The organism is Gemmatimonadaceae bacterium, from assembly GCA_020852815.1.
In the GTDB taxonomy this organism is placed as follows: domain Bacteria; phylum Gemmatimonadota; class Gemmatimonadetes; order Gemmatimonadales; family Gemmatimonadaceae; genus SCN-70-22.
Genome location: JADZAN010000001.1, coordinates 16,930 through 42,010, shown reverse-complemented (window position 1 = coordinate 42,010; position 25,081 = coordinate 16,930). Strand labels below are relative to the sequence as shown.

Sequence of the window (25,081 nt, the reverse complement as noted above, 5' to 3'; positions counted from 1 at the left end):
CCGGATGGGGCGGCGGCGCTTTCGCTATGGCGACGACCAGCCGTGAGTCCCCACGAGCGGGACGAATCTCACCGGGAGGATGTCACGTCGCTCGGCCTGGTCGCCGTGACGTGTCACCATGGTGAGCATCTGGTCGTTACGATCGCCGATCGGGATCAGGAGGCGCCCCCCCTCGGCGAGCTGCTCCACCAGCGGCTGAGGGATGGAGGGCGAGGCCGCGGAGACGAGGATCGCGTCGTACGGCGCATACTGCCGCCACCCGATGCTCCCGTCGCCCAGGAGGAGCGACACGTTGCGCACGCCGCACTCGCGAATTGCCTCGCGCGCCGTCTCGAGGAGCGGGGCGACGCGCTCGATGGAGAAGACCTGTTCCGCGAGTTGCGCGAGGAGGACGGTCTGGTACCCCGAACCTGTCCCGATCTCGAGGACGCGCTCCTTGCCGGTGAGCTGAAGAAGCTGCAAGTAGCGCGCGTGCACGCTGGGCTGCGAGATGCTCTGCCCGTTGCCGATCGGGATGGACGAGTCCAGGTAGGCCCGGTGCCGAACGCCGGTCGGGACGAAGAGGTGGCGGGGGGTACTATCGATGGCGCGCAGGACCGCCGGATCGGAAATGCCGGCGGCTTGCAGCTGCTCGACCAGGCGCCGCCGCGGGGCGCGGTAGTCGGGGCCTACGGCGCTCGCCACCAGCGCTCCGCCGAGTCGAGCATGGCCCGGTGCGTGAGGTCCAGGTGCAACGGCGTCACCGAGACGAAGCCGTCGCGGATGGCCTGGAAGTCGGAGTCATCGGATCCCGTCCAGCTGATCTCCCCTCCGCCGATCCAGTAGATCTTGCGTCCCCACGGGTCCTTCATTGGCTGGATCGAGTTGGAGTACACGCGCCGTCCGAGCCGGGTGAGCTTGATGCCGCGAATCTCATCGGCGCGCACCGGCGGGAGGTTCACGTTGAGCAGCGTCCCCTCCGGAAAGGCGGGGAGCGTGGTGAGGTGTCGCAGGAGGGGAACGAGCATCTCGACCTGTTCATCGAGCTTCGCGATATCGGCCCGCAGGTCGCCACCGGCGAATGAGAAGGCGATGGACGGGATGCCCAGCGCGAGCCCCTCCATCGCCGCCGACACCGTCCCCGAGTAGAGGACGTCCTCCCCCATGTTCTGCCCATGGTTGATCCCGCTCAGGACGAAATCGGGGCGGCTCTCCATCAGCGACTCGACCGCGAGCATCACGCAGTCGGTCGGCGTTCCATCGACCTGATATCGTTCCGCCCCGCGCCGCACTGGGCGCAACGGATGGTGGAGCGTGAGGGAGTGCGAGGTGGCGCTCTGCTCGCGATCGGGGGCCACCACGGTGACCTCGCCGATCTGCTCGGCGGCGCGCACGAGGCAATCGAGGCCGTGCGCGAGGATGCCGTCGTCGTTGGTGCAGAGAAATCGCATGGTGCCCTAACGCTAGCGACCCACGACGTTCGGGGCTACCTCGAACGTCGGGCGCACGCGCGAGGCGACGAGCAGGCGCACGAACGCTCCCACGAGCATGCTGACGCGGCCGCCTACGTAGCGGAGCGACCGCTCCCCGGCAGCTCCTCGGTCTCCGGCTTGGGAACCGGAGCGGAGCCATCGAGGATCGACGCGAGCTGGCCGAGTTCCCGTTCCAACTCGGCCAGCGTTTCGACGCCCAGCGCATCGCGAGCCGCAAGCTTGATGCTTCCCCCCTTTCGGTGTTCGTCGACCTTTTGACGCGCACCATCGATCGTGTACTTCTCGTTGTACAGCAGGTGCTTCACGAGCTGGATGAGTTCGACTTCGCGCCGCTGGTACACGCGATTGCCCGATCGATTCTTGGCGGGGTTGAGGAAGCGGAACTGCGACTCCCAGTACCGCAGGACGTGCGGCTTGAGGTCGGTGAGTTGGCAGACTTCGCCAATGGAGAAGAACTCCTGCAGGACCTCGTCGCTCATGCATCACGCTCCGGGCGCAATTCGCGCCCCATGAGGTCGGCCAGCGCGTCGCGCGGCGCCTGCTGTTCAAAGAGGATGCGCGCGATGGCGCGCACGATGGGCATGTCGACGCCTTCACGCTCGGCGAGGGCACGCGCACTGTCGGTGGTGGTGATGCCCTCGGCGACGCTCTCGGTGGCGGCGAGGATCTCGTGGAGCGCCCGTCCCTTCCCCACCTCGACGCCTACCGCGCGATTGCGGGAGAGGGCGCCGGTGCAGGTGAGCACGAGGTCGCCCATGCCGGCCAGGCCGGCGAAGGTGTCGGGGCGTGCGCCTAACGCGACGCCGAGCCGTGTCATTTCCGCCAGGCCGCGCGTGATGAGGGCGGCGCGCGAGTTGAGCCCCAATCCCACGCCTTCGGCAATGCCGGTGGCGACCGCCATCACGTTTTTGAGCGCCCCCCCCACCTCCACGCCCGTCACGTCGTCGTTGGAGTAGACCCGGAAGACGGGCGACGACAGCGCGCGCTGGACGGTCTCGGCGGCAGTGGCGTCGTGCGATGCCGCCACCACGGCGGTCGGCATCCCGCGCGCCACCTCGAGGGCGAAGCTCGGGCCGCTCAGCGCCACCACGGCGTGTTGCGGGAGCTCCGAGCGGACCACCTCGGTCATCAGTGCCAGGGAGCCGCGCTCGATGCCCTTGGTGGCGACGACCGCGATCGCGCCGGCGGCGACGGCACTCCCCGCCCGGCGCACCACGTCGCGCAGGACGTGCGAGGGGGCCACGTACACCACGAGCTCGGCGCCGCCTAACGCCAAGGCCAGGTCGGCCGTGGCGCGGATGCGCGCATCGAGCGTGGCGCCGGCAAGGAAGCGCGGGTTGGCGTGCGAGGTGTTGATGTGCTCGACGACGTCTTCCTCGCGCGCCCATAGCCGCACGTCGTGCCCGCCCTGCGCGAGCAGGTGCGCGAGCGCGCTCCCCCATGCGCCGCCGCCGACGACTGCGGCGCGCATCAGCGCACCCCTCCCGGGCGCCCCAGCCGCGACTCCTCACCGCGCATGAGGCGCGCGATGTTCGTGCGGTGCGTCCAGAAGACGAAGATCGCAACCACGAGGGCGACCGCCGACAGCGGCGACGCCGGCCCCTCGCGCACCAGCACCGTGGTGGCCAGCGCCGCGGCGCCGAGCATGGACCCTAACGATACATAGCGGGTTGCCGCCACCACGACGAGAAACGTGAGGAACGCCGCGAGGAACGGCAGCGGGGCCAGCGCCGCGAACACGCCGGCCGCCGTGGCCACTCCCTTCCCCCCGCCCTTGAACAGCCCCGCATACGGCCGCACGTGCCCCACAATGGCCGCCACGCCAAACGCCACCGGCCACCACGGTCCGCTCACGCCCGAAAGCGGCGCGAAGGCCAGCACCGGAAGCACTCCCTTGAGCGCGTCGAGCAGCAGGACGACGATCGCCGCCGGGGCGCCTAACGTTCGATAGACGTTCGTCGCCCCGAGGTTGCCGGACCCGTGCTCCCGCAGGTCGATTCCGCGCAGCAGCCGCCCCGCAAAGTAGGCAAACGGCGTGGAGCCGAGCAGGTAGGCAACGACGAGCAGGGCGATGGCGCGCATGTCAGGTCAGGGGGCGTGCCGCTTCTTCACCTGCACCCGCAGTGGATTCCCGGTAAAGCCCCACGCCTCGCGGAAGCCGTTGTGCAGGTAGCGCACGTAGTGCTCCTGCAAGGCGTCGGTGTTGTTGCCGAACACGATGATCGTCGGCGGCGCCGTCTCCACCTGCGTCGCGTAGTGGATCTTCACCTCGCGCCCCGCGGCCTGCGGCGGCTGGCGGCGCGCCACCAGCTCCTCCAGCACCGCATTCACCTGCGACGTCGTGATGCGCTTGTGACGCTCGGCCTCGACCTCGAGCAGCATGTCCAGCACCTTGGTGACACGCTGTCCCGTCTTGGCCGACGTGAAGAGGAACGGGACGAAGGCGAGGTACGGCGCCTTCTCCACGCACTTCTTCTGGAAGCGCGCCGACGTCTTGTCATCCTTCGACACCAGGTCCCACTTGTTGACGACGATGATGAGCGCGCGCCCCGCATCCCACGCCAGCGTGGCGATCTTCAGGTCCTGGTTGTGCAACTCCTCGGTGGCGTCGAGGAGGAGAATGCAGATGTCGGCGCGATCGATCGCCCGGCGCGTGCGCAGCGCCGAGTAGAATTCGACGCCATCCTCCACGCGCGACTGGCGACGCAGCCCCGCCGTGTCGATGAAGACGAAGTCGCGCTCATGATAGCGCATGGGCGTGTCGATGGCGTCGCGCGTCGTCCCCGCCACCTCGGACACCACGAGCCGATCCTCGCCGAGGAGGCGGTTCACGAACGACGACTTTCCCACGTTGGGGCGCCCGATGACGGCAATCTTGAGCGACGTGTCGTCCTCGGCGCCCACCTCGGGGATGTTCGCCACGACCACGTCGAGCATATCGCCCGACTGCTTGCCGCTGATTGCCGACACAGGGATGGGATCGCCGGCCCCGAGTTCGTAGAACTCGTAGAAGTCGGTCGCCTTCGGGTTGTCGGCCTTGTTGGCGATGACAAGAAAGGGCTTGCCGGCGGTGCGCAGCAGTTCGGCGATGCGCTGGTCCACCGGATGCAAGCCGGCCTTGGCATCCACGACGAAGAGGAGCAGGTCGGCCTCGTCGATCGCTTGTTGCACCTGTCGGCGGATCTCGACGTCCATGGCCGCACGCGGGTCGTCGGTGATCCCGCCGGTGTCCACCAGCCAGAACGCCGAGCCGGCCCACTCGGCGCGCGCGAAATGCCGGTCGCGCGTCGTGCCCGCTTCATCGCTCACGATCGCGGTGTTGCGCCCGACGATGCGGTTGAACAGCGCCGACTTTCCCACGTTGGGGCGCCCCACCAGGGCGACGACGGGGAGCGTCATGGCGCGGACACCGCGCGGGAACTTGCAGCCTGCCCTTCGAATTGCAGCACGTCGATGAAGTCGTAGGAGGGGTACACGGGGATCGGAAGCTGCTCCCGGACGCCGACGAATGTCCGGTCATCCAGGAAGATCCCGTCTTCGTTGATCGACTCGGCCGGTATCAGCGCGAGATCGAGGTCGTGGCGATGCTGGAGCGCGGTGAGAATGTCAGCCCCCACCAGGAGACCGGCGGTCGTCGTCGTCGGGCCAAAGAGCGAGTTCGTTGCCGGGATCATCTCGAACGTCGCGCCGGTCTTCCCCGCCAGCTGCTCGAGTAACGGCGGCATGATCTCCCGCATCGCCACGCCGGTGACGACGCCGATCTTCTTGCCGACGAGCGAGGGGAGCGTGTGCAGCCCCTTGGCCACGCGCTGTCGCAACGACGTGACCGCCCCGACGCCATTCTCGATCTGCGGGAACTCGCCGTAGTGGTCGGGGCCCGGGAGTTCACGACGCGCCAGGAGATACAACTCGTCCGAGCCGTACACCCAGTTCTCGCCACGCTCGCGCATTGCCCGCGCCGCCCACCGCTCGACCGTCTCGAGCAGGCGCAGCGAGTTCTCGAGGCTCATCGACTCGCCGGTGAAGAGGTGCGAGAACTGCGTGAGCCCCACCGGGACCAGCGCCACCGAGAGGCAGGCGTCGCCAAAGGCCCACAGGTCGGCCAGCGATTGCTCCAGCACCTCGCCGTCGTTGAGCCCCGGGACAATGACCATCTGCCCATGGAACTGGATCCCGCCGGCCACCAGCCGCGTGAGCTGGTCGACGATGTTCGGGACGCGGGGGTTGTTGAGGAGCGCCTTGCGCGCCTCCCACGGCGTGGCGTGCACCGAGACGTACAGCGGCGACAGTCGGTACTCGAGGATGCGCTGGAAGTCGCGTTCCTTGAGGTTGGAGAGCGTGGCGAAGTTTCCGTACGCGAACGACAACCGATAGTCGTCGTCGCGGATGTAGAGCGGCTTGCGCAGCCCCTTGGGGAGCCCCTCGATGAAACAGAACTCGCAGCGGTTGGCGCAGCGCCGCACCGACGGCGGCTCGAGTTCGACGCCGAGCGATTCGCCCTCGGGGCGCTCGATTTCGTAGACGATCTCCTCGCCGGTCGGAAGGCGCACCGCGATTTCCAGCTCGTCGTCGGCGGTGAGGAACTCCCAGTCGAGGAAGTCGTCGATGTCGCGCCCGTTGACCGAGACAACCTCGGTCCCGGGCACGATCTCGAGTTCCTCCGCGATGCTGTCGGGAGCTACGCGCGCGACGCGAACCATGACGACACAACGACTTGGCGACGGGGAGATGCGAGGCCTTCGCGATTCCAGCGGTCGACTGGCGCGGCCTGCGAGTGCCGAACGGGGGAAGTGCGCGAGAGCGCAAGCTTCCCCCGATGACTGGCGCACAGCGGCACCTTGGCCGCTACTGCACCTCAAGGAACTTAGCAGCAGCTTGGGGCGATATCAATGCGGCACATGCACTTTCGCCCCTGTGCCTTGGCTCGCATGCGAGGCGACGAGCGCGGTGGCTGTTGCGATGGCAGGCGCGAGCAAGACCCGAACGAACAACGGCGCCGCCCCTGGGGGACGGCGCCGTTGTTCGAGACAAGAGGTGCGGATGGGCGCGAGCCGTAGCGCTCCGCGCGGTTAGCCGCCGATGGGCTTGTTGCGATACGCCACGACCCCCGCTCCTTCGACCTCCACGCGGAAGGCCTTGGACTTCTTGCCCGCAACGGCGCCGACTTCCGCCGTCTTGGTCGTGACGACGTTCCCTGCCCCGTCGAGGAACTCGAACGTCACCGAGTAGCTCTTCTCGGCGTCGGTGAGGTTCTCTACTGTGCCGCCCAACGTGTGCTTGTTGCCGTCGTGCGCCCAGAGGTTCACGGTGAGCTTGACGGTGGCTTCGGAGAAGCGCTTGAAATACTTGAGCAGCGAGTCGTTCGCCGCGTTGTACGCCTTGACCTCGGGCGACGTGGCCGGCTTCTTGGCCGCGGCGTCCTTCTTGATCTTGGCGTCGTTCTGGAAGTAGAGCGCCCAGAGCTGGTAGTTCTCCGGGTTGTCGGGGTCGACGACCACCAGCCGCTCGAGGACCGGCGGGACCTCGTTCCACTTCTCGAGCTTCTGCAGCGTCACGGCCAGGTTGAACAGGCCGTCGCGCGACGCCACGTTCTTCTTGAGCCCGGCATTGAAGAGCGCGGCGGCATCGGCCGGACGGTTGGCGCGGGCGGCGTTGACCCCGGCTTCGAACAGGGCGCCGTCCGTGTACTTGTCGGGCGAGGCCACCATGTCGCCAAAGACCTTGTCGGCCGCCGCGGTGTTCCCCGAGGCGATCTGCGCGCGGGCCAGGGCCCCCTGCGCCTTGGCATCGCCCGGGAACTCGGCGAGGAAGCCCTCGAGGTACGTCGACGCCTCGCTGAACTTCGCCTTCTTGGCGTCGCCCTCGAGGTTCTCGGCCTGCGCCATGATGAGCTGGCCAACGTTGAGCATGACGTTCTTTCGCTCATCCACCAGCGACGTGTCGCCCTTCATGAGCGACGCCATCTTCTTGAACGAGTCGACCGCTCCGTCCACCTGGTCCTTCGACTGCTGGACGTTGCCGAGGATGTTGTACGCGATGTAGGCCAACCGGTAGCCGTCGTACACCGACAGCCCACGCTTCACGAGGGCGCCGGCGGAGTCGAGTTGCTGCTGGTTGTACAGGTTGACGGCGGAGTTCACGAGTGGCGCGTACATGCGGCGACGGAACTCTTCCGTGTCGTCCTTGCAGGCGGCGTTGGACGCCTCGACGGCGTCGAACGCCTCATCAGCCGAGGCGACGAGATCGATGGTGGCGTCAGGCTCGGTGGCCAGCCCCACGGCCGAGCGCTTGACGATCATCGCGCTGTCGCGCCCCAACCCCATGGCCTGCTCGGCGTAGAGGGCGTAGGCGCGGCCGAGGACGTAGGACCGTCCCAGCGCGTTGGCGGCGATGATCTTGTCCTGGTCCTTGTTGAGGAGCCCCACGGCCTGCTGGATGCTCTTGATCTTGTCATCGGGCTTGCCGATGGGGAGCGCGACCTTGGCGAGCGCGTTGGCCGCGTCCTTGACCTGGTTGGGCTTCTTTTCGTCGATCTCGCACTTGCCCTGCGCCAGCACAGGGAGCGGGGTGAGCGCGAGCGCAAAGGCTACGGTGAAGCGAGACAGGGTCATTCGTGTTCTCCTTGCATGGTGAGGCGCGAAGGGCGCGCCAGGGGGATTGCTACCCATTCTCAGCGGTGACGTTCCGTGGCCGCGAGGGCAAGCGACGCCACGTCGCCCACCGAGCGGCCTGTGACGTCGGACACCGCACGGACGTCGTCGAACTCCGGCTTGGTGCGCACGGAGCCGTTAGGCATCGTGGCGACCTTCACGCGCACCGGGTGGCCCAGTACGTCCACCACGGTCGACCGGCGCGGCAGCGCGTGGCGCTCCACGGCCGACCAGCGGACGCCTAACGTGGTGGTATGGACGAAGAGCAGCTCCTCGAGGCGCGGCGCGTCGGCTTCCGCGCACAGGACCTCGAGGCGCTGGCCGCCCCGCCCCTTCTTCATCATCGTGGAAAGCGTGACGACGTCCAGCGCCCCGGCGGCACGCACCACGTCCGCCGCCGCCGCCACGTGCTCGGGCGTCATGTCATCCAGGTCGGTCGCCAGCTGCACGAGGCGTTCCGTTGCCCCGTCCAGTGCGGTGGCATCGTCGGCGAGGACCACACGCAACGCGTTGGGTCGACCGATGAGGTCCTTCGTCCCCGCACCGTAGCCGCTTCGTCGCGGGATGTAGCGCAGCGGCGCTCGCCCCTGGGAGAGGACCTTCACCAGCGCCGCGCCGGTCGGCGTCACGAGTTCGCCCGTTCCCTCCGGACCGGGGCGTACCGCCTGCCCCTCCAGGAGCCGCAGCGTGGCCGGTGCCGGGACGGGGAGAACGCCGTGCGCAGCCTTCACGAAGCCGTCTCCGAGAGAGATCGTCCCGCAGCACACGCGCGAGACGTTGAGTTCGCTCAATCCCCAGATGGACCCCACCACGTCGAGGATCGCGTCGACCGCCCCCACCTCGTGCAGGTGCACTTCGTTTGGCGACACGCCGTGAATCTCCCCCTCTTCGACAGCGAGCGCGGTGAATGCCTGGTTGGCCAGTTCGCGCACGTGCGGCGGGACATCGGCAGCGGCGATCATCGCCCGGATCTCCTCGAGGTGCCGGCCGTGCGGCTGCGCGGGAACGTCGAAATCGACCTTCTTGCAGCCGATCATGCCGCGCTGGACATCGGCGATACGCACCTGCACCCCCTCGAGCCCAAGCCGACCCGGGAGCGCGCGCAGCCAGTCCGGTTCGAGCCCGACGTGCACCAGCGCGCCGAGCATCATGTCGCCGGCGATTCCGCTGAACGGTTCGAGAATGGCGATCGTCACGGCGCGAAAAATACACGCCCTGCGTTGCCGGCGCTCATTGCCGGTAGCTGGCGCCACTCCCCGTGTTGTACACCACCACTTCGCTGTCGGGCGACAGGCGCCCCAGCCTCACCAGCTTGGCGGTGACGAATAGCGCGGCCCCTCCCTCGGGGGCGGCGTCGATCCCGGTGGCGTGCGATAGCCTGGCGCTGTAGTCGCGGATCTCCTCCTCGGTGGCGGCCTCGGCGTCGCCTCCGCTGTCGCGCAGCGTCTTGAGGACGAGGCGGTCACCCAGCGGCCCGGGGACGCGCAGCCCGGCGGCGTACGTCCACGGATTTTCCCACGGCGTAGCGCGATCGGCGCCGTCGCCGTGCGCACGGACCAGCGGTGCACAGCCGGCCGCCTGGGCAACGATCATCCGCGGCAGGCGCTCTGCGGCATCCAGCCACCCCCAGCGACGCATCTCGTGAAACGACTTCCACATCCCGATGACGCCCTCGCCCCCCCCCGTGGGATAGACGATGGCATCGGGGAGGCGCCATCCCAGCTGCTCGGCCAGCTCGAGGCCGAGCGTCTTGTTCCCCTCGGCGCGGTACGGCTCGCGAAGCGTGGCGACGTTGAAGAAGCCCGTTTCCTGGGCATAGGCCACCGAGAGCCGGCCGCAGTCGCCGATGTGCCCGTCGATCGTGACGAGGTCGACGCCCATTCCCCGAATGATGTCGAGGATGGGGCGTGGCGTGGTGGCGGGGGCGTAGATGCGCGCTGGCAGCCCTGCGGCGGCGGCGTACGCGGCGAGTGCGGCGCCGGCGTTCCCCGCCGTCGGGACGACGAGGCCGGGAACACCGCGCCCCTTGGCGCGCGTTACCGCGGCGCTGAGACCGCGCGCCTTGAACGACGCCGTCGGGTTCACCCCTTCGTCCTTGATCCAGAGCTTCCGCACTCCCACCAGCGACGCCAGCGACGCCGACTCGGTGAGCGGGGTGAGCCCTTCGCCTAACGAGACCGGCGATTCGCCGTCCACCAGCGGCAGGGCGGGCGCGTAGCGCCACATGTCCCATCGTGGGAGGAGCGCCTCGCGCGATGGGGCCGGCCCATCGAACTGCGCGAGGAACGGTTGACCGCACTGCGGGCACAACCCCACGGGGGCGTGCTGCGACTCGGAATGACCGCAGGCAGAACAGGCGAGGGTCCAGGCTGGCATGAGGCGAGAGCGGAGTTAGGCGGGGGGGAGCAAAGCGGCGCGGCGAAGCCGCTAGTGGCGGTGCGGCGTGTCGGCAGCGTTGGGGGCGCCGGCATCCTGCGCAGATACGGGTGAGGGGGTGTCGGCGCTGCACGCACCGTCGACCGTCGGCGGCTCGGCGGGATTCCCGGCAATCGGCGCACGCAAGGCGGCCAGCAGGCGCTCGGCCGAGGCCATCGAGAAGCCCGGGATGGCGGCGATCGCGTCCGGCGTCGCCTCCTTCACTCCCTGCAGCGAACCGAATGCCTTGAGGAGTGCGCGGCGCTTGGCGGGTCCGACCCCCGGGACCTTGAGCAGCTCCGACGTCAGGGTGCGCGCGGTGCGGCGCGCGCGGTTGAAGGTCACGGCAAAGCGATGCGCCTCGTCGCGCGCCTGCTGCAGCGTGCGGAGCGCCGGCGAGCGGCGCGACAGCCGAAGCGACTCGCTGCGCCCCAGGACGAAGACTTCCTCCTCCTTCTTCGCCAGCGAGATGAGCGGGAGCTCGCCCAGCCCCAGCGACTGCAGCGCCTCGTGCGCGGCGTTGAGCTGCCCCTTTCCGCCGTCGATGCAGACCAGATCGGGGAGCGGCTTCTGTTCCTCGAGACGGCGCCCGAAGTAGCGCCCCACCACCTCGCGCATCGAGGCGAAGTCGTCGGTTCCCTCGACGGTCTTCACCTTGAACTTGCGATACTCGCCGCGCCGCGCGCGCCCGTTCTCGAACCATACGCACGACCCGACGGTGTCGGTGCCCTGGGTGGTGGAGATGTCAAAGCAGACAAAGGCGCGCGGGAGCTTCTGCAGTCCGAGTTCGCGCTGCAGGTCGTACACCGGGCTGGCCGCGCGCTCTTCGGCCTCGAACGAGGCGAGCTTGAACTCCTCCAGGAGGTGTCGCGCATTCTGGTCCGCCAGCTGCACCAACTCCCGGCGCGGGCCGCGCTGCGGCACCACCACGCGCGTGCTGCCGAGCGATTCCTCCAGCACGGCGCGATCCTCGAAGTCCATCGGTACCAGGAGCTCGTTCGCGCGTTCGTTCGACGCGACGTACGTGCGCGCCAGGTACGCCGACAGGATCGTCGGGTCGTCCTCGCCCTCGAGGTTCTCCAGGTAGCGCTGGTCGCGCGCCAGCAGCTTGCCGCCACGCACGCGCAGGATGGTCACGCACGCATCGTCGCCGTCACGGGCGTACCCGATCACGTCGCGGTCGCCGCCCTCCACCTGCACGACGACGGTAGGCTCCTCCAGCTTTTCCAGCCGCAACAGCGCGTCGCGCAACTCCGCGGCCCGCTCGAAATTGAGCGACGCCGAGGCTTCCATCATGCGGGCGCGCACCCGCTTGACAACCTCGGCGGTGCGCCCATCGAGGAATAGGACCACCTCGTCGATCATCGCCCGGTACTCGTCCTCGCGCTGGTAGCCCACGCACGGCGCCTTGCACCTGCCGATGTGGAAGTCGAGGCAGGGACGGTCCGGCACCTCGTCCATCAGGGCGTAGTGGCACGACCGCACGGTGAAGATACGCTTCACCACGTTGAGAGCCCGCCGCATCGCGCCCACGTCGGTATACGGCCCGAAGTAGCGCCCCCCATCGTTGACTAACCGCCGAGTGACGTACACCCGCGGAAACGGCTCCTGCAGCGTGACCTTGATGTACGGATAGGACTTGTCGTCGCGCAGCGCGATGTTGAAACGGGGGCGATGCTCCTTGATCAGGTTCGCTTCCAGGATGAGCGCGTGCGCCTCGGAAGGAACAACGATCGTGTCCAGCTCCGCGATGAGTCGCACCAGGTGCTGCGTCTTCACCGAGGCATGGTGATCGCCCGAGAAGTAGCTCCGCACGCGCGCGCGCAGCCGCTTGGCCTTGCCCACGTACAGCACCGTCCCCTCGGCGTCCTTCCACAGGTAGACGCCGGGCGACTCGGGGAGGTGCGGCACCTTCGCGGCAACCGCCGCTGGAGTCTCGAGCATGAGGGAAAGGTACTCGGACGCCCCCCCGCCCTGCGCGCCGTCAGCGCGCGCGGACCATCGCCAGCACGCGCTCACCAATGGCCCGCGCCTGCGGGATGCCCGCCGCCATCGCCGCCACGCCGTATGCCAGCGAGTACATCCCGAGAACGGCAATGCTCATGAGGATCGGGCGCACATCGCTCAGCAGTTCCCGCACCCCCCAAGCGGCGAGCGCGGCAACGAGAGCACATCCCCACAGTGTGAACAGCACACGCGGCGGGATGGAGACCGGTCCGATGCGCCGTCCAACGGCGCGGCGCAGGAGCGCGAACTCCACCCACGCCGCACATCCCGCCGACACCGTGAGCCCGGCCACCGCCCATCGCGGGTTCAACCCCAGCACGCCGGGGAGCCATAGCGAGGCGGCGAAGCCAAGCCCGGTCGTGAGCGCCACGCGCACCATCGCGAAGCGCAGCGGCGTGCGCGTGTCGCGCAGCGCATAGAGCGCCGACGCGTACAGGCGGCCGAGCGTCGACGCGAGGAGCCCCACCGCCGAGCCGGCCAGGACACCCCACACCCATTGCACCTGCTCGTGCCGGAACTCGCCCCCTTCGTACACCACGCGCGCCAGCAGGTCGCCAAACGCAAGGAAGGCGACGGCCGAGGGGACGATGAAGAACGCGATGCGGCGCAGCCCCAGCCCCAGTCGATCGCGCAGCTGCCCGGCGATCTCGCCCGTGTCGCCCGTCACGCTCGACATGGCCGGCAGTTCGGCCGCCGAGATGGACATGCCGAACAGCGACACCGGGAGCATGTACAGCAGCTGCACGTTGTTGAGGATGGTCGGCGCGCCGGTGACCAGGAACGACGCGATGAACGAATCGATGTAGGCGCTGAGCTGCGTGACGCCGCGCCCCACGAAGACGGGGCCGAAGTTGCGCAGGACGGTGCGCACGTGCGGCGAGCGGGTGCTCACCGTCACGCGCCAGACGCCCAGCACCTTGTGCACGTTGCGCCATTGCACCACCAGCTGCAACGCGCTCCCCACCACGCTCCCCCAGGCGAGCACCGCCGCCAGTCGCGGAAGCGAGACCGACCCGCCATACAGCACCAGGGCCCCGATCATGCACGCGTTCCACAGTACGGGGGCCGCGTACGAGAGGAAGAACTTCCCGTGCGAGTTGAGCACCCCCAGGCACCACGCCGCCAGCACGAGCAGTCCCGCCCCGGGAAAGAGGATGCGCACCAGGTGCACGGTGAGCGCGCGCTTCTCCCCCTCGAAGCCCGGCGCGATGACATGCACCAGCACGGGCGCGGCCAGCACGCCAATCAGGACGACCACCGCCGAGAAGAAGGCGAGCACGCCAAGCACCGCCCCCGCCACCTCCTGCCGCCCCACGTCGTCGCCGCGCGCACGCAGCTGCGAGTACACGGGAATGAAGGACGCCGAGAGCACGCCCTCCCCAAAGAGATTCTGCAGGATGTTGGGGATCTTGAACGCCTGCGTGAAGGCGTCGGACTCGTCGGCGGCACCGAAGTAGTAGAGGAAGACACGCGTCCGCACGAGGCCGACGAGCCGGCTGAGCAGGATTCCCGCGGCGACCAGCGCCGCCGGCCGCCGGCTACCGCTGTCGCCCGCGACCGCCGGTCCCTCCGCCGTGCGCGCCGCCGGACGAGCACTCATGGGCGCACTCGAGCGTGCACCCGAGGGTGCACTCGCCCGCTCGGCCGAGCCCTCCGACGATCGTGCAGCTGGCGACTCCCCGTTCGGATGGTTCACGCCGTGTCCACCGGGAGGGGGCGACCGTGCACCAGCGCCTCGGCGTGCCGGCGCGCCGCCATCCGCATTGCCTCGACGACGCCGTGCCCGTGTCGCGCCACGATGGGGAGGAGATTGAGGGCGCGTTCCTGTCGCATGCCACCGGGATGGAGCGCGCCACGCAGCGTGGCCACGTCGCGCCGCATTGCATCGTCGCGCCGCTTGAGCGCCGCGATCAGGCGCCGCTCCAGACGTTCGGCACGCCACGTCATCTGGTGGCGCAGCCCGTCGGTGACCGATGGCGGAAGGAGTGAGCCTTCGTCGGAGAGCACGCGAGCCAGCGCGGACGTCTCGTGATCGATGCGATCGCGCAGCGCCTGCAGCGCCGTCATCACCGGCGCCGGCGCGGCGCGCCGCGCGAGCGACGTCTCGAGTGCGTCCGGATTGGCCACGTCATGCCGCTCGATGCCGCGCGCCGCCAACAGCGCGGCAACATGCGGTTCGACAATCGTGCACGACCACCGCGGGACGACGAGCGGCGTGGCCGCGCCCAGCACGGGAGCGACCGCCCCAACCTGCGCGAAGTAGGCGATCTCCCCGGGGCCTGCCACGTACGCGACCGTGGGCAGCACCGCCCGCTCGACCACCGGACGCAGGAGGACGTTCGGGGAGAGCGGTGCCGCACGGTCGGCGGCGGCGTGCTCCGCCAGGCGCAACGGGATGCGGATCTTGCGTCCCGCTTCTCGGCCAAAGACGAGCGACAGCCCCTCCACGTCCGCCACCTGCGGCTCGAAACCGGCGCTCCGTATCTCCGCGCTGCGCGCCAGCAGCGCGCCCTCCACCTCTCGCGACCGGACCAGCGCACGTTCCAGCCACGGCCGTTCGGCGGCGAGGAGCGCTGGGTGCGAGGCGTCGAGTACGGCGATCCCCAGCGGCTGCAACAGCTGCCGCATCAGCGTCAGATACGCCCCGCCCACCGTCGCTTTCGGGTGGTAGGCAACGCGCACCGCGTCCAGGATTCCCGGCTCCACCGCCGAGCCCGCGGCGGTCGCCAGTCGCTCCAGGGCATGGGAGACGTCACCCAGGGGATGGTCGTGCATTGGCAGGGCGTCGATTGCATCGATGGCCGTCGTCAGGTGCTCTTCCCCACCAACCAGTGCCACCCACGTGTCCGAAGCCTCCGCGAAGTCGGCGTCGTCAGTCGCCGCCCAGAAGACGGGGGCTGCGGGAATCCCGGTGTCGCGCTCGATCGCATTCGCCAGTTCCAGGGCGGACAGCGCCTTCGACCAGGTGTAGATCGGCCCGCCGAAGAGCCCGGGTTGCTGCCCCGTCGTGACAACGACGCCCTGTCCGTTCGCCACGCGCTCGAGGCGTTCGCGCGCTGCACCGGTGGCCGCGAATGCGGTGACAAGCGAGGAGAGCCAGGATGACTGGGCCGAAGCGCGCACGTCCTCCGCGCGTCCCCGCCACGTCTCCGGTGAGGTGGGGCGCGGGAGATACCATGGCGTCGGGGCATCGCCGGCAATGAGGCGGCGAGCCAGGGGGCCGCCACCAAGCGACTCCGTGATGATGCGAGGAAGCGTCATGCCCGCGCTGGCGCGCAACCGACGTTCGTCCCGCATGCGGCCGCAATGCGCCCCCATAGGCGACAGCAACATCGTACGACTGGGATCGCGATCATGAACGTCCAGGGTGCTGGAGGAGGCAGGGACGGCCGGACTGCGCCAAGACGTCGCCCGCTCCAGGGAATCGCACTGCTTCCGCCGGCTCGGGCAGCGGGAAATCTCGCGCGAGTGGATGCGCTTTCGCGAGTGCAGGCGCCATGAAACGTGGGGAGTTGTTGGCGGCGCACGCGTGAAGGTGCGCGCCAACCCGCCCGCGACTCGCGCAGGTCACCGCCGCCCACATCCCGGCGCGAACCTCCCCTGCCGCCGCCACGAGCGCGCGGACCGGCCGTCACGCCTTGTGATACGGCTCCCGCCTAACGATCGTCCCCGCCCGGTACAGTTGCTCGGCCAGGACCAGGCGCGCGACCTCATGCGGGAGCGTGAACGGCGCGAGGGTGATGAGCCGACTCGCCGCCTGCCGCACGGCGTCGTCGAGCCCGAACGCCCCACCCATCACGAACGACACGTCGCGCCCCCCTTCGCGCAGCCGCTGCATCCAGGCCGCGAAGTCTGTCGACGTCATGGCGTCTCCCCGCTCGTCGCAGGCGACGATCACGCTCCCCGCCGCGCGTTCCAACAAACGCTCCCCTTCCCGGCGCATGGCGACCACCCCTTCCCCACCGCGCTCCTCCTTCACCTCGGCGACTTCGAGCGGCCAGTAGCGCGCGGCGCGCCCCTCGTAGTCCGCGATTGACTCCGCCAGCGCGCGATCGCGCGGGCGACCGACCGCCACGACGCGGAACTTCATGCGCGCCACATTGCACGCAACGGGCGGCGCGGCATCACGCCGCACCGCCCGTTGCACGTTGCCAACCCGCTCCGCATCTCACGCGCGTCCATCACGGCGTGAGCGGCGATTCGGTTATGCGTAGATCCCGCGCAGGCGATGCACGGTGGCCACACGCGAGATCGAGAGCATGTACGCCGCCGTCCGCATGTTGACCTTGTGCTGCTTGGCGAGCTCCAGCACGTCGCGGAACGACTTCACCATGAGATCGCGCAGGCGATCGTTCACGGTGTCCTCGCTCCAGAAGTAGCCGCCACGGTCCTGCACCCACTCGAAGTACGAGACCGTCACGCCACCTGCGTTGGCCAGGATGTCAGGGATGACGAAAATTCCCTTCTCATCGAGGATCGCGTCGGCAGCCGCCGTCGTCGGTCCGTTGGCCCCTTCGCAGATGATCTTGGCGCGAATCTTCGGGGCGTTCTTCGTGGTGATCACGTTCTCCAGCGCCGCGGGGACGAGGACGTCGACATCCATCGTCAGCAACTCGTCGTTGCTGATGACGTCACCCTTGGTGTATCCCTCCAGCACCTTGTTCTTCTTCACGTAGGCAACGGCATCGTCCACGTCGAAGCCGTTGGCGTTGTAGTACGCCCCGCTCCGATCGCCGATCGCCACGATCTTGCACCCCTCGCGCGCGAGCAGCTGTGCGGTGACGGACCCCACGTTGCCGAAGCCCTGCACGGCAACGGTGGTCCCCTTCACGCTCATGCCGAGGTGGGCCAGCGCCTCCTTGGTGACGAACATGCACCCGCGCCCGGTCGCCTCACGACGACCCAGCGAGCCACCCATCTCGATCGGCTTCCCCGTGACGACCGCCGTCACGGTGTGGCGCATCTGCATGGAGTAGGTGTCCATGATCCACGCCATCACGCGCTCGTTGGTGTTGACGTCGGGCGCGGGGACATCAGAGTCGGGGCCGAGCACCGACATGATCCCCGAGGTGTACCGGCGCGTGAGCCGCTCGAGTTCACCGGCGCTCATCTTGAGCGGATCGCAGATCACGCCGCCCTTGGCGCCGCCAAACGGGACGTTGACGACGGCGCACTTCCACGTCATCCACGCCGCGAGCGCGGTGACTTCATCCAGCGTGACCTGCGTATCGAAGCGGATGCCGCCCTTGGCGGGACCGCGCGAAGTGTTGTAGAGGACGCGAATGCCCGTGTAGACCTCGATCTCGCCGCTGTCCATCATAACGGGACACGACACGATCAGCTGCTTCTCGGGCTTGCGTAGGACCTTGTAGAGACCGGGTTCGAGGTCGAGGAGTTCGGCGGCGCGATCGAAGCGCGACATCATCGCCTCGAACGGGTTCTCTTCATTCAGAAAACGATCTTTGTCCGGCTGGACGATGGCGTTCGTCGGGAGGCGGAGATCGGTGGGCATGAGGAATTCAGTGGGCCGGCCCCGGGCCGGTGGTGGACCGGCACACGGCCGGTAGTGGTCGGAACGATTCGCGAATCCAGTTCATGGGCGAGCGTCCAGCACGCGTCGAATCGCGGCCACATACGCCGCCTCGCCCGACTCGACGGTCAATCGCTGCGAAACATACCACAGGGGCACCCCAGCGCGAGGCCAGTGATTCCCCAGTTTCACGCCGTCTTTCAGCGTACAGACGACGCACGCGTACCGAGGGGCACGCGCGCTGTTCCGCGCGCTGATCCGCGCGCCGATCCGCGCGACATCAGCATCGCTGAAACGGTGGTGATCTGGAAACGATACCAAGTCCACGCGGGCCCCCACGCCCTCCAATTGCGCGACAAAGGCGCGCGGCGCGCCAATCCCGGTCACCGCCAACACCGTTTGCCCGCCAAGCGAGGACAACGGCATCGTCTCGTCATCCCCACCACCAACTCGCCGCAACGAATCCAGGTGAAACGCAACACTCGCCGAGGGAATCGATGCGCTCGCCGCGAGCCGCGCGGCGAGATCGTGCGCCTCTGCCGCGCTCGCCGTCTTGCGCGTCACGATCACGAGCGATGCACGGCGAAGCGCCGACGCGCCTTCCCGGTACGGGCCGGCCGGGAGGAATCGCGGCGGCTGTCGCCACTGCTCGGCGGCCACCAGGACGATGTCCACCGCGCGCGCTGCCTGACGATGCTGGAAGGCGTCGTCGAGGACTGCTACGTCACAACCGCGCGCATGCGCCGCCTCACACCCCGCCACCCGGTCAGGACTCGTTAGGACGGGGACGTCGGGGTTCAGGATGGCATGGACGGCGGGTTCGTCATCGCCGTAGCCGCGCAGCACGATCGCCGGGTGCGCCCCCGCATCGCGGAGACGTCGCGCCACGTCGGCGGCCACCGGGGTCTTCCCGGTCCCGCCAACGCTCAGGTTGCCAACGGAGATCGCCGGGATCGCCGTCGCGCGACGCGCCAGCACCCCGGCGTCGAAGAGCGCGTTGCGTCCGGCGACGCCGGCCTCGAACAACCAGGCGAGCGGCGAGAGCGCGGCACGCGCCAGTTGCGCCCCCACGCCCGTCCCTTCCCACACGGCAAAGGGATCCACGGCTTACCCCTCGTCAGGCGTGCACACGCCCATCAGGATCGCGCGAAAACGTTCCTGCTCGCCTTCGGCCCCCTCGCTCGTCGTGGCCTCGACCATCTGCGCCGGCGAGGTGGTGACGGTCACGCGCGCAAAGGGCTTGGGGAGGACGAAGCGATCCCACGATCGAAAGCGCCAGGCGCGATCGACCGTGGCGCCGAACGCGACGATCGGGACGCCGGCGCGCATTGCCGCCATCACCGCCCCCGGCTGCATCACGCGGCGCGGGCCGCGAGGCCCGTCGGTCGTCACCGCCACCTCGCCCCCCGCTTGCAGCTCACGGACCATCTCCAGCAGCGCGCGGGCCCCGCCACGGCTCGACGACCCGCGCACCGTGCGGAACCCCAGCCCCTCGATGATCCGCGCAATGATCTCGCCGTCGGCGTGCGTACTGATCAACGCCCTGATTCCCTCGCCCCGGTACGCCCAGAGAATCGGCAGGAGTTCGCCGTGCCAGAGGATGAAGACTGCGCCGCGCTCGTCGGTGCGCGCCTGTTCGCGCCCCGGCCCGTTCCGTGTCACGCGCCAAGTGTGCGCGAGCAGCCGGACGATGGCCCCGCCGACGGTGACTGCACACCCGATCTTGAGTCGGGTGCGCCAGTCGAGGCGGCGCGCGGTGCCGGCGCTCGCGGTGGAGGTCGTCACCGGGCCAGGTCGGCCGCCATGGCCGCCACGCGCGCCGACGCGCCGGGCGTGCCCAGCGTGTCGCGCACCTTGCCTAACGCCGCCAGCTGCGCCGCTCGAGCCGCACTCCCGGGCTCCAGCAGCTCCCCCAGCGTCGCGGCGACGTTGGCCGGAACCAGTGCGTCCTGCACGAACTCGCGCGCCACCTCCCGTCCGGCGACGACGTTCACCAGCCCGATGTAGGGGATCTTCACCGCGCGCCGGGCAATGGCGTAGGTCCAGCCGCTGGTGCGATACGCCACGACGAGCGGACACCCGGCCACCGCTGCCTCCAGCGTCGTTGTCCCGCTCTTGCACAGCGCCGCATCGGCCGCCCGCAGCACGGTGAACGACGCGCCGTGCACCTGACGGTAGGGACAGCGCGCCGGATCGAGCGTCACCGTCGGCGCCGCGCTCACCACCACCTCGAGACCGGGATGTCGCGCCTCCAGCAGCCGGGCCGTCGCCACGAAGTCGTCCAGGTGCCGCGCGATCTCCTGTGCGCGGCTCCCTGGAAACAACGCCAGCACGCGCCTATCCTCGGCGATCCCAAGGGCGCGCCGCGCCTCCGCCCGGGATGGGAGCGCCTGCGCCCGGTCCAGCAGCGGATGCCCGACGAAGGTGGCGTCGATCCCGTGCTGCCGCAGCAGCGCCTCCTCGAACGGGAGGATCACCGCCGCCTTCGTGATGAGGCGCTCGAGCTTGGGAAGGCGATTGGCCCCCCACGCCCAGACCTGCGGCGTGATGTAGTACAGCACCGGGACGCCGTGGCGCCGCGCCGCCGCCGCCACCTTCATGTTGAAGCCCGGATAGTCGATCGTCACCAGCAACGCGACGTTGCCGCTCGCCAGGCGCCGCTCCAGCTGCCGGAGGAGCTTCCAATGGTGCGGCACCTTGCGCAGCACCTCCACGAACCCCATCACCGCCATTCGCTCGGCGTCCTCGAGCAGCTGCACGCCGGCATTCTGCATGTTGCGTCCTCCCATCCCGACCAGGCGCAGGTCGGGGCGCAGCGCCGCGAGGGCACGGGCGAACCCCGCCGCATGCAGATCGCCGGAGGCCTCGCCGGCGATCACCAGGACCTCACGCACGCGCCCGCTCCGCCCCGCCCGCGAGCGCCGGCCGCGTGCGCTCGATCTCGTGCACGATGCGCATGGCCACGGCCAGCGCCTCGCGCCCATCGGCCCCCGTCACCGTCACCGGCGCTCGCCCCAGCACCGCGTCGATGAAGGAGCGGAACTCCAGCCGCAACGGCTCGCCGTCGGGCGCCTCGAGCGGGATGCGTTCGACGAACGCCTCCAGCGCCTGCGGCGCCTTGGTCAGCGCCGCCAGGTCCACGTCGCCGCGAATGCGGTAGAACTCGCCGTTCCCCGCGCCAAGGTCCAACGACAGATAGCCGGACGGCTGGAAGAGGCGGAGCTTGCGCATCCGCTCGCGCGACACGCGGCTCGCCGTCACGTTCGCCACGGCGCCCGACTGGAAGGTGATGCGGGCATTGGCGATATCCACGAACGGCGTGAGCACCGGGATCCCGACCGCCGCCACGTCCTGCGCCCCGCTCCGCACGAGCGTGAGCAGGAGATCGATGTCGTGGATCATGAGGTCGAGCACGACGGCGACATCCGAGCCGCGGGGGCTGAACGGCGCCAGGCGGTCGCTCTCGAGAAAGCGCGGGCTCTCCACGTAGGGCATGGCCGCGCGAATCGCGCGATTGAAGCGCTCCACGTGCCCCGTCTGGACCAGCGCCCCGTGGCGCGCCGCGAGCGCCAGCAACTCATCGGCCTCCGCCAGCGTCGCGGTGAGCGGCTTCTCGATCAGGACGTGCTTGCCGCGCGACACCGCCTCCCGCGCCACCGCGAAGTGCGCCGGCGTGGGCACGACGATCGTCAGCGCATCACACGCCTCCACCAGCGCCACCGCGTCATCGAACGCGCGCACCCCCAGTTCCGATGCCACCTGCGACGCGCGATCGGTGCGCGCCTCGTGGAAGCCGACGAACGCAACGTCCTCCATCTCCCGCATGATGCGGACGTGATGGTAGCCCAGCGCTCCAGCGCCAATCACGCCGACGCGCAACGGCGTGGCGCTCAAATGACCACCCCGCGCCCGGAGTCCTCGAGGAACCGCAGGAAGTGATCGACCTCGGGCATCGGCTGCAGCTCCGATCGCGCCCGTTCCATCGCCTGCGACACGTTCAGTTCCGAACGGAAGAAGAGGCGATAGGCACGCTTGAGTTCGCGCACCGTCTCCTCCGAGAAGCCGCTGCGCTGGAGCCCCACGCTATTGAGGCCGTAGAGCTTGACCGGGTTCCCCACCGCCTTGAGGAAGGGGGGCACGTCCTTGGCCACGCGCGAGCATCCCCCAACGAAGGCGTGCTTGCCGATCTTCACGAACTGGTGCACGGCCACGAGCCCGGAAATGATCACCCGGTCCTCGATGGTCACGTGTCCCGCCAGCTGCGTTCCGTTGGAGATGATGACCCCGTCGCCCACGTGGCAGTCGTGCGCCAGGTGCACGTACGACATCAGGAAGCACCCCTTCCCCACCGTGGTGCGATACGACTGCGACGTCCCGCGGTTGATCGTGCTGTACTCGCGAATCCGGGTCCCCTCGCCAATCTCGACCCAGGTCTCCTCTCCCTTGAACTTGAGGTCCTGCGGGTCGCCGCCAATCACGGAACCGATGCCGATGGTGACGTTAGGCGCGAGCTTCACGTTGCGCTCCAGCATGGCGCGCGCCTCGATCACCGAGCCGTCGCCCACCTCGCACTGGTCGCCCACGATGGCGAACGCCCCGACCTGCACGTCGGCACCCAGTACCGCCCTGGGCGAGACGATGGCGGTGGGATGGATGTTCGTGCTCATCGGTCCCTCAGCATCGCCGACATGTCCGCCTCCGCCACGAGCGATCCGTCCACCTTTCCCACGCCGCGCATCTGGCACACCGGGCCGCGAATCTTCACCACTTCGAGTTCGAAGCGCAGCTGGTCGCCAGGGCGCACCGGCTTGCGCCACTTCACGTTGTCGAGCGACGTGAAGTAGACCACCTTGTCCTCGGCGTTCTGCACCGTTCCCATGAGCAGGATCCCGCCCACCTGCGCCATGGCCTCGATGATGAGCACGCCGGGCATGATGGGATGCCCCGGGAAGTGCCCCTGGAAGAACGGCTCGTTGATGGTGACGTTCTTGATCCCCACCACACGCTTCCCTTCCTCGTACTCGATCACGCGATCCACGAGGAGAAACGGGTACCGATGGGGGAGCAGTCGCATGATCTCTTCGATGTGGATCACCTGCGTCTCCTTGCACGCCTTCCTGGTCAGTTCGCGCACCAGCCGCACCGTTCCGGCGTGACTGGGGCGGTGGGCCACCACGCGTGCCAGCACGCGTTTTCCCGCGAGCGCGAGGTCACCCACGCAATCCATGGCCTTGTGCCGCACGAATTCGTCGGCCCACCGAAGTTCGTTCTCCACCACGCCCTCGGGGCCGAGGACGACGGCATTCTGCGTGGAGCCACCCTTGATCAGCCCGCGCCCGCGCAGGTACTCCACCTCGTGAGCGAAGCCAAAGGTGCGCGCATCCGCCAGCTCGCGCGCAAAGCACGCCGCCGTCACCTCGTAGCGCCCTTCCTGGTGCCCAACGAGCGCGTGCGGGAAGTCGATCGAGACCTCCAGCGACAACGCCTCCGCCGGGTAGGCGACATACCACGAATCTCCCAGCTCCACTCGAACCGGTTCCGACAACCGCAGAACCTCGACGCGACCGCCGTGCGGCGCAATCCCCGCCCGTTCCAGCGCACGAAAGAAGGGCCCCGCGCTCCCGTCCATGATCGGCGGCTCGGGACCGTCCATCTCGATCGTCACGTCATCGATCTCGTGCGCCGCCACCGCCGCCAGAACGTGCTCCACGGTGTGCAGCGCCCCATCCCCCTCGCCCAGCTGCGTGCGTCGCTCCGTCTCCACCGCGACCGACACGTGCGCCCGCACCGTCGGCCCTCCTGGTAGGTCGGTCCGGACAAAGCAGACACCGCTCCCCGGCGCCGCCGGGCGAAAGGTGAGCCGGCAGGGAACCCCCAGGTGCAGCCCCACCCCCTCGAGCGTCACCGCCTCCGCAATCGTCTGCCGTCGAGGGGCGTTCACGACGAGCCCTTGGACTCGCGGTCGTGCTCGGCGATGAGCGCTTCCAGGCGCCGGATCATCCCCGCCAGCCGAAACGTTGCCGCCTGCGCGCGCAGCGCCTCGCGGTGCGGGCGCGCCGGGTACCCCGACCACGTCTCCCCCGCCGGCACGTCGCCGAACACTCCTGCCTGCGCACCCAAACGAGCACCTGCGCCAATCTCGTGATGACCGGCAATCCCCACCTGGCCGCCAATGACGCACCCGTCACCCACACGGGTGCTCCCGGAAATTCCGGTCTGCGCGACGATGAGGCACAGGCGACCGATGCGCACGTTGTGCGCGATCATCACCAGGTTGTCGATCTTTGTCCCGGCGCCGATGACCGTGTCGTCGATGCTCCCGCGGTCGATCGTGGTGTTGGCGCCGATCTCGACATCGTCCTCGATGAGGCAGCGCCCGACGTGGGGAATCTTCTGGTGCGCCCCCTGCGCCCATACGTAGCCGAAGCCGTCGTTCCCCAGTCGCGCTCCGGCGTGCGCGACCACGCGCTTTCCGATCACGGTGCCGGGATACGCGGTCACCTGCGGATACAGGTGCGTGTCGTCGCCCACCACCACGCCGTCCCCAACCACGACGTGCGCCTCCAGCTGCACGCGATCCCCGACGCGCGCCCCCGCACCAATCACGACATAGGGGCCGATCGTGACGTCGTCACCAATCGTGGCCCCGCGTGCGATGCGTGCCGTCGGGTCCACGCCGGCCTCGCGGGGGGGCGGCGAGAAGAGCCGCGGCAGCACGCGCAGCAGCGCCTCCTGCGGGTGCGCCACCACGATGCGCGCCGCCACGCGCCCCGACGTCTCCGCAAGGTCCGGTGACAGGAGGACGACGCTCGCCTCGCAGCTGGCGAGCATGGGCGCATAACGAGCCACGCCCAGGAAGGTCAGGTGGCCGGCAGCCGCACGGTCGAGCGGCGCCACGGCGTGCACCAACGCATCGGCGTCACCCTGCAGCTCCCCCCCGACGAGCGCGGCGATCTCGCGTGCCGTGAGCATGACGTGCGTCATGCGGCCCGGGCGGACTCCGGAAC

Annotated in this window: 22 protein-coding genes; all 22 read right to left on the bottom strand. The window is 69.1% G+C overall.

Going from position 1 to position 25,081, the window contains the following annotated elements; all coding sequences use genetic code 11:
• Positions 1-24 precede the first annotated feature (24 nt).
• The 22 genes from IT359_00185 to lpxD all read right to left on the bottom strand — a co-directional run bounded on the left by IT359_00185 (position 25) and on the right by lpxD (position 25,058).
• On the bottom strand, positions 25-687 hold the full coding sequence (locus tag IT359_00185) for a protein-L-isoaspartate(D-aspartate) O-methyltransferase (protein ID MCC6927379.1): 663 nt from the start codon (positions 685-687) through the stop codon (positions 25-27).
• Positions 669-1,430 (bottom strand): 5'/3'-nucleotidase SurE, encoded by a 762-nt coding sequence (gene surE / locus IT359_00180; GenBank protein ID MCC6927378.1) that lies wholly within the window; start codon positions 1,428-1,430, stop codon positions 669-671. Before surE ends, IT359_00185 begins: the two co-directional genes overlap by 19 nt.
• A gap of 113 nt (positions 1,431-1,543) precedes the next feature.
• Complete coding sequence (locus tag IT359_00175; GenBank protein MCC6927377.1) at positions 1,544-1,951, bottom strand: MerR family transcriptional regulator; 408 nt, start codon at positions 1,949-1,951, stop codon at positions 1,544-1,546.
• Complete coding sequence (locus IT359_00170) at positions 1,948-2,943, bottom strand: NAD(P)-dependent glycerol-3-phosphate dehydrogenase (GenBank protein ID MCC6927376.1); 996 nt, start codon at positions 2,941-2,943, stop codon at positions 1,948-1,950. The genes IT359_00175 and IT359_00170 overlap by 4 nt, the downstream gene beginning before the upstream one ends.
• Entirely contained in the window at positions 2,943-3,554 is a 612-nt protein-coding gene (gene plsY / locus IT359_00165; GenBank protein ID MCC6927375.1) for a glycerol-3-phosphate 1-O-acyltransferase PlsY, read from the bottom strand. The genes IT359_00170 and plsY overlap by 1 nt, the downstream gene beginning before the upstream one ends.
• 6 nt (positions 3,555-3,560) lie before the next feature.
• The gene (gene der / locus IT359_00160) at positions 3,561-4,871 is read right to left on the bottom strand and encodes a ribosome biogenesis GTPase Der (GenBank protein MCC6927374.1); all 1,311 of its coding nucleotides are present in this window, start codon (positions 4,869-4,871) and stop codon (positions 3,561-3,563) included.
• Positions 4,868-6,172, bottom strand: a complete 1,305-nt coding sequence (locus IT359_00155) for a DUF512 domain-containing protein (GenBank protein MCC6927373.1) — start codon at positions 6,170-6,172, stop codon at positions 4,868-4,870. Before IT359_00155 ends, der begins: the two co-directional genes overlap by 4 nt.
• Positions 6,173-6,541: 369 nt before the next feature.
• The gene (locus IT359_00150; GenBank protein MCC6927372.1) at positions 6,542-8,083 is read right to left on the bottom strand and encodes a hypothetical protein; all 1,542 of its coding nucleotides are present in this window, start codon (positions 8,081-8,083) and stop codon (positions 6,542-6,544) included.
• Positions 8,084-8,142: 59 nt separating this feature from the next.
• Entirely contained in the window at positions 8,143-9,318 is a 1,176-nt protein-coding gene (gene larC, locus IT359_00145) for a nickel pincer cofactor biosynthesis protein LarC (GenBank protein MCC6927371.1), read from the bottom strand.
• A gap of 34 nt (positions 9,319-9,352) precedes the next feature.
• Positions 9,353-10,498, bottom strand: coding sequence for a threonine synthase (locus IT359_00140; GenBank protein MCC6927370.1), 1,146 nt, complete (start codon positions 10,496-10,498; stop codon positions 9,353-9,355).
• A 51-nt stretch (positions 10,499-10,549) separates the two neighbouring features.
• Positions 10,550-12,481 (bottom strand): excinuclease ABC subunit UvrC, encoded by a 1,932-nt coding sequence (gene uvrC, locus IT359_00135; protein MCC6927369.1) that lies wholly within the window; start codon positions 12,479-12,481, stop codon positions 10,550-10,552.
• A 40-nt stretch (positions 12,482-12,521) separates the two neighbouring features.
• On the bottom strand, positions 12,522-14,144 hold the full coding sequence (gene murJ, locus IT359_00130; GenBank protein ID MCC6927368.1) for a murein biosynthesis integral membrane protein MurJ: 1,623 nt from the start codon (positions 14,142-14,144) through the stop codon (positions 12,522-12,524).
• Positions 14,145-14,236: 92 nt separating this feature from the next.
• Positions 14,237-15,805 (bottom strand): bacillithiol biosynthesis BshC, encoded by a 1,569-nt coding sequence (gene bshC / locus IT359_00125; GenBank protein MCC6927367.1) that lies wholly within the window; start codon positions 15,803-15,805, stop codon positions 14,237-14,239.
• Positions 15,806-16,175: 370 nt separating this feature from the next.
• On the bottom strand, positions 16,176-16,634 hold the full coding sequence (locus IT359_00120) for a 23S rRNA (pseudouridine(1915)-N(3))-methyltransferase RlmH (GenBank protein ID MCC6927366.1): 459 nt from the start codon (positions 16,632-16,634) through the stop codon (positions 16,176-16,178).
• 114 nt (positions 16,635-16,748) lie between these two features.
• Positions 16,749-17,729 (bottom strand): Glu/Leu/Phe/Val dehydrogenase, encoded by a 981-nt coding sequence (locus tag IT359_00115; protein MCC6927365.1) that lies wholly within the window; start codon positions 17,727-17,729, stop codon positions 16,749-16,751.
• Between the two features lie 408 nt (positions 17,730-18,137).
• Positions 18,138-19,178, bottom strand: coding sequence for a tetraacyldisaccharide 4'-kinase (locus IT359_00110; GenBank protein MCC6927364.1), 1,041 nt, complete (start codon positions 19,176-19,178; stop codon positions 18,138-18,140).
• A 3-nt stretch (positions 19,179-19,181) separates the two neighbouring features.
• Positions 19,182-19,859, bottom strand: coding sequence for a lysophospholipid acyltransferase family protein (locus IT359_00105; GenBank protein MCC6927363.1), 678 nt, complete (start codon positions 19,857-19,859; stop codon positions 19,182-19,184).
• The gene (gene lpxB, locus IT359_00100; protein ID MCC6927362.1) at positions 19,856-20,968 is read right to left on the bottom strand and encodes a lipid-A-disaccharide synthase; all 1,113 of its coding nucleotides are present in this window, start codon (positions 20,966-20,968) and stop codon (positions 19,856-19,858) included. The genes IT359_00105 and lpxB overlap by 4 nt, the downstream gene beginning before the upstream one ends.
• A complete protein-coding gene (locus IT359_00095) occupies positions 20,961-21,968 on the bottom strand; it encodes a Gfo/Idh/MocA family oxidoreductase (protein MCC6927361.1) in 1,008 nt (335 codons plus the stop codon). Before IT359_00095 ends, lpxB begins: the two co-directional genes overlap by 8 nt.
• The gene (lpxA, locus tag IT359_00090) at positions 21,965-22,741 is read right to left on the bottom strand and encodes an acyl-ACP--UDP-N-acetylglucosamine O-acyltransferase (GenBank protein MCC6927360.1); all 777 of its coding nucleotides are present in this window, start codon (positions 22,739-22,741) and stop codon (positions 21,965-21,967) included. Before lpxA ends, IT359_00095 begins: the two co-directional genes overlap by 4 nt.
• Positions 22,738-24,015: a bifunctional UDP-3-O-[3-hydroxymyristoyl] N-acetylglucosamine deacetylase/3-hydroxyacyl-ACP dehydratase gene (locus IT359_00085; GenBank protein MCC6927359.1), complete on the bottom strand. Its 1,278-nt coding sequence runs from the start codon at positions 24,013-24,015 to the stop codon at positions 22,738-22,740. The genes lpxA and IT359_00085 overlap by 4 nt, the downstream gene beginning before the upstream one ends.
• Positions 24,012-25,058, bottom strand: a complete 1,047-nt coding sequence (lpxD, locus tag IT359_00080) for a UDP-3-O-(3-hydroxymyristoyl)glucosamine N-acyltransferase (GenBank protein MCC6927358.1) — start codon at positions 25,056-25,058, stop codon at positions 24,012-24,014. The genes IT359_00085 and lpxD overlap by 4 nt, the downstream gene beginning before the upstream one ends.
• Positions 25,059-25,081: the final 23 nt, after the last annotated feature.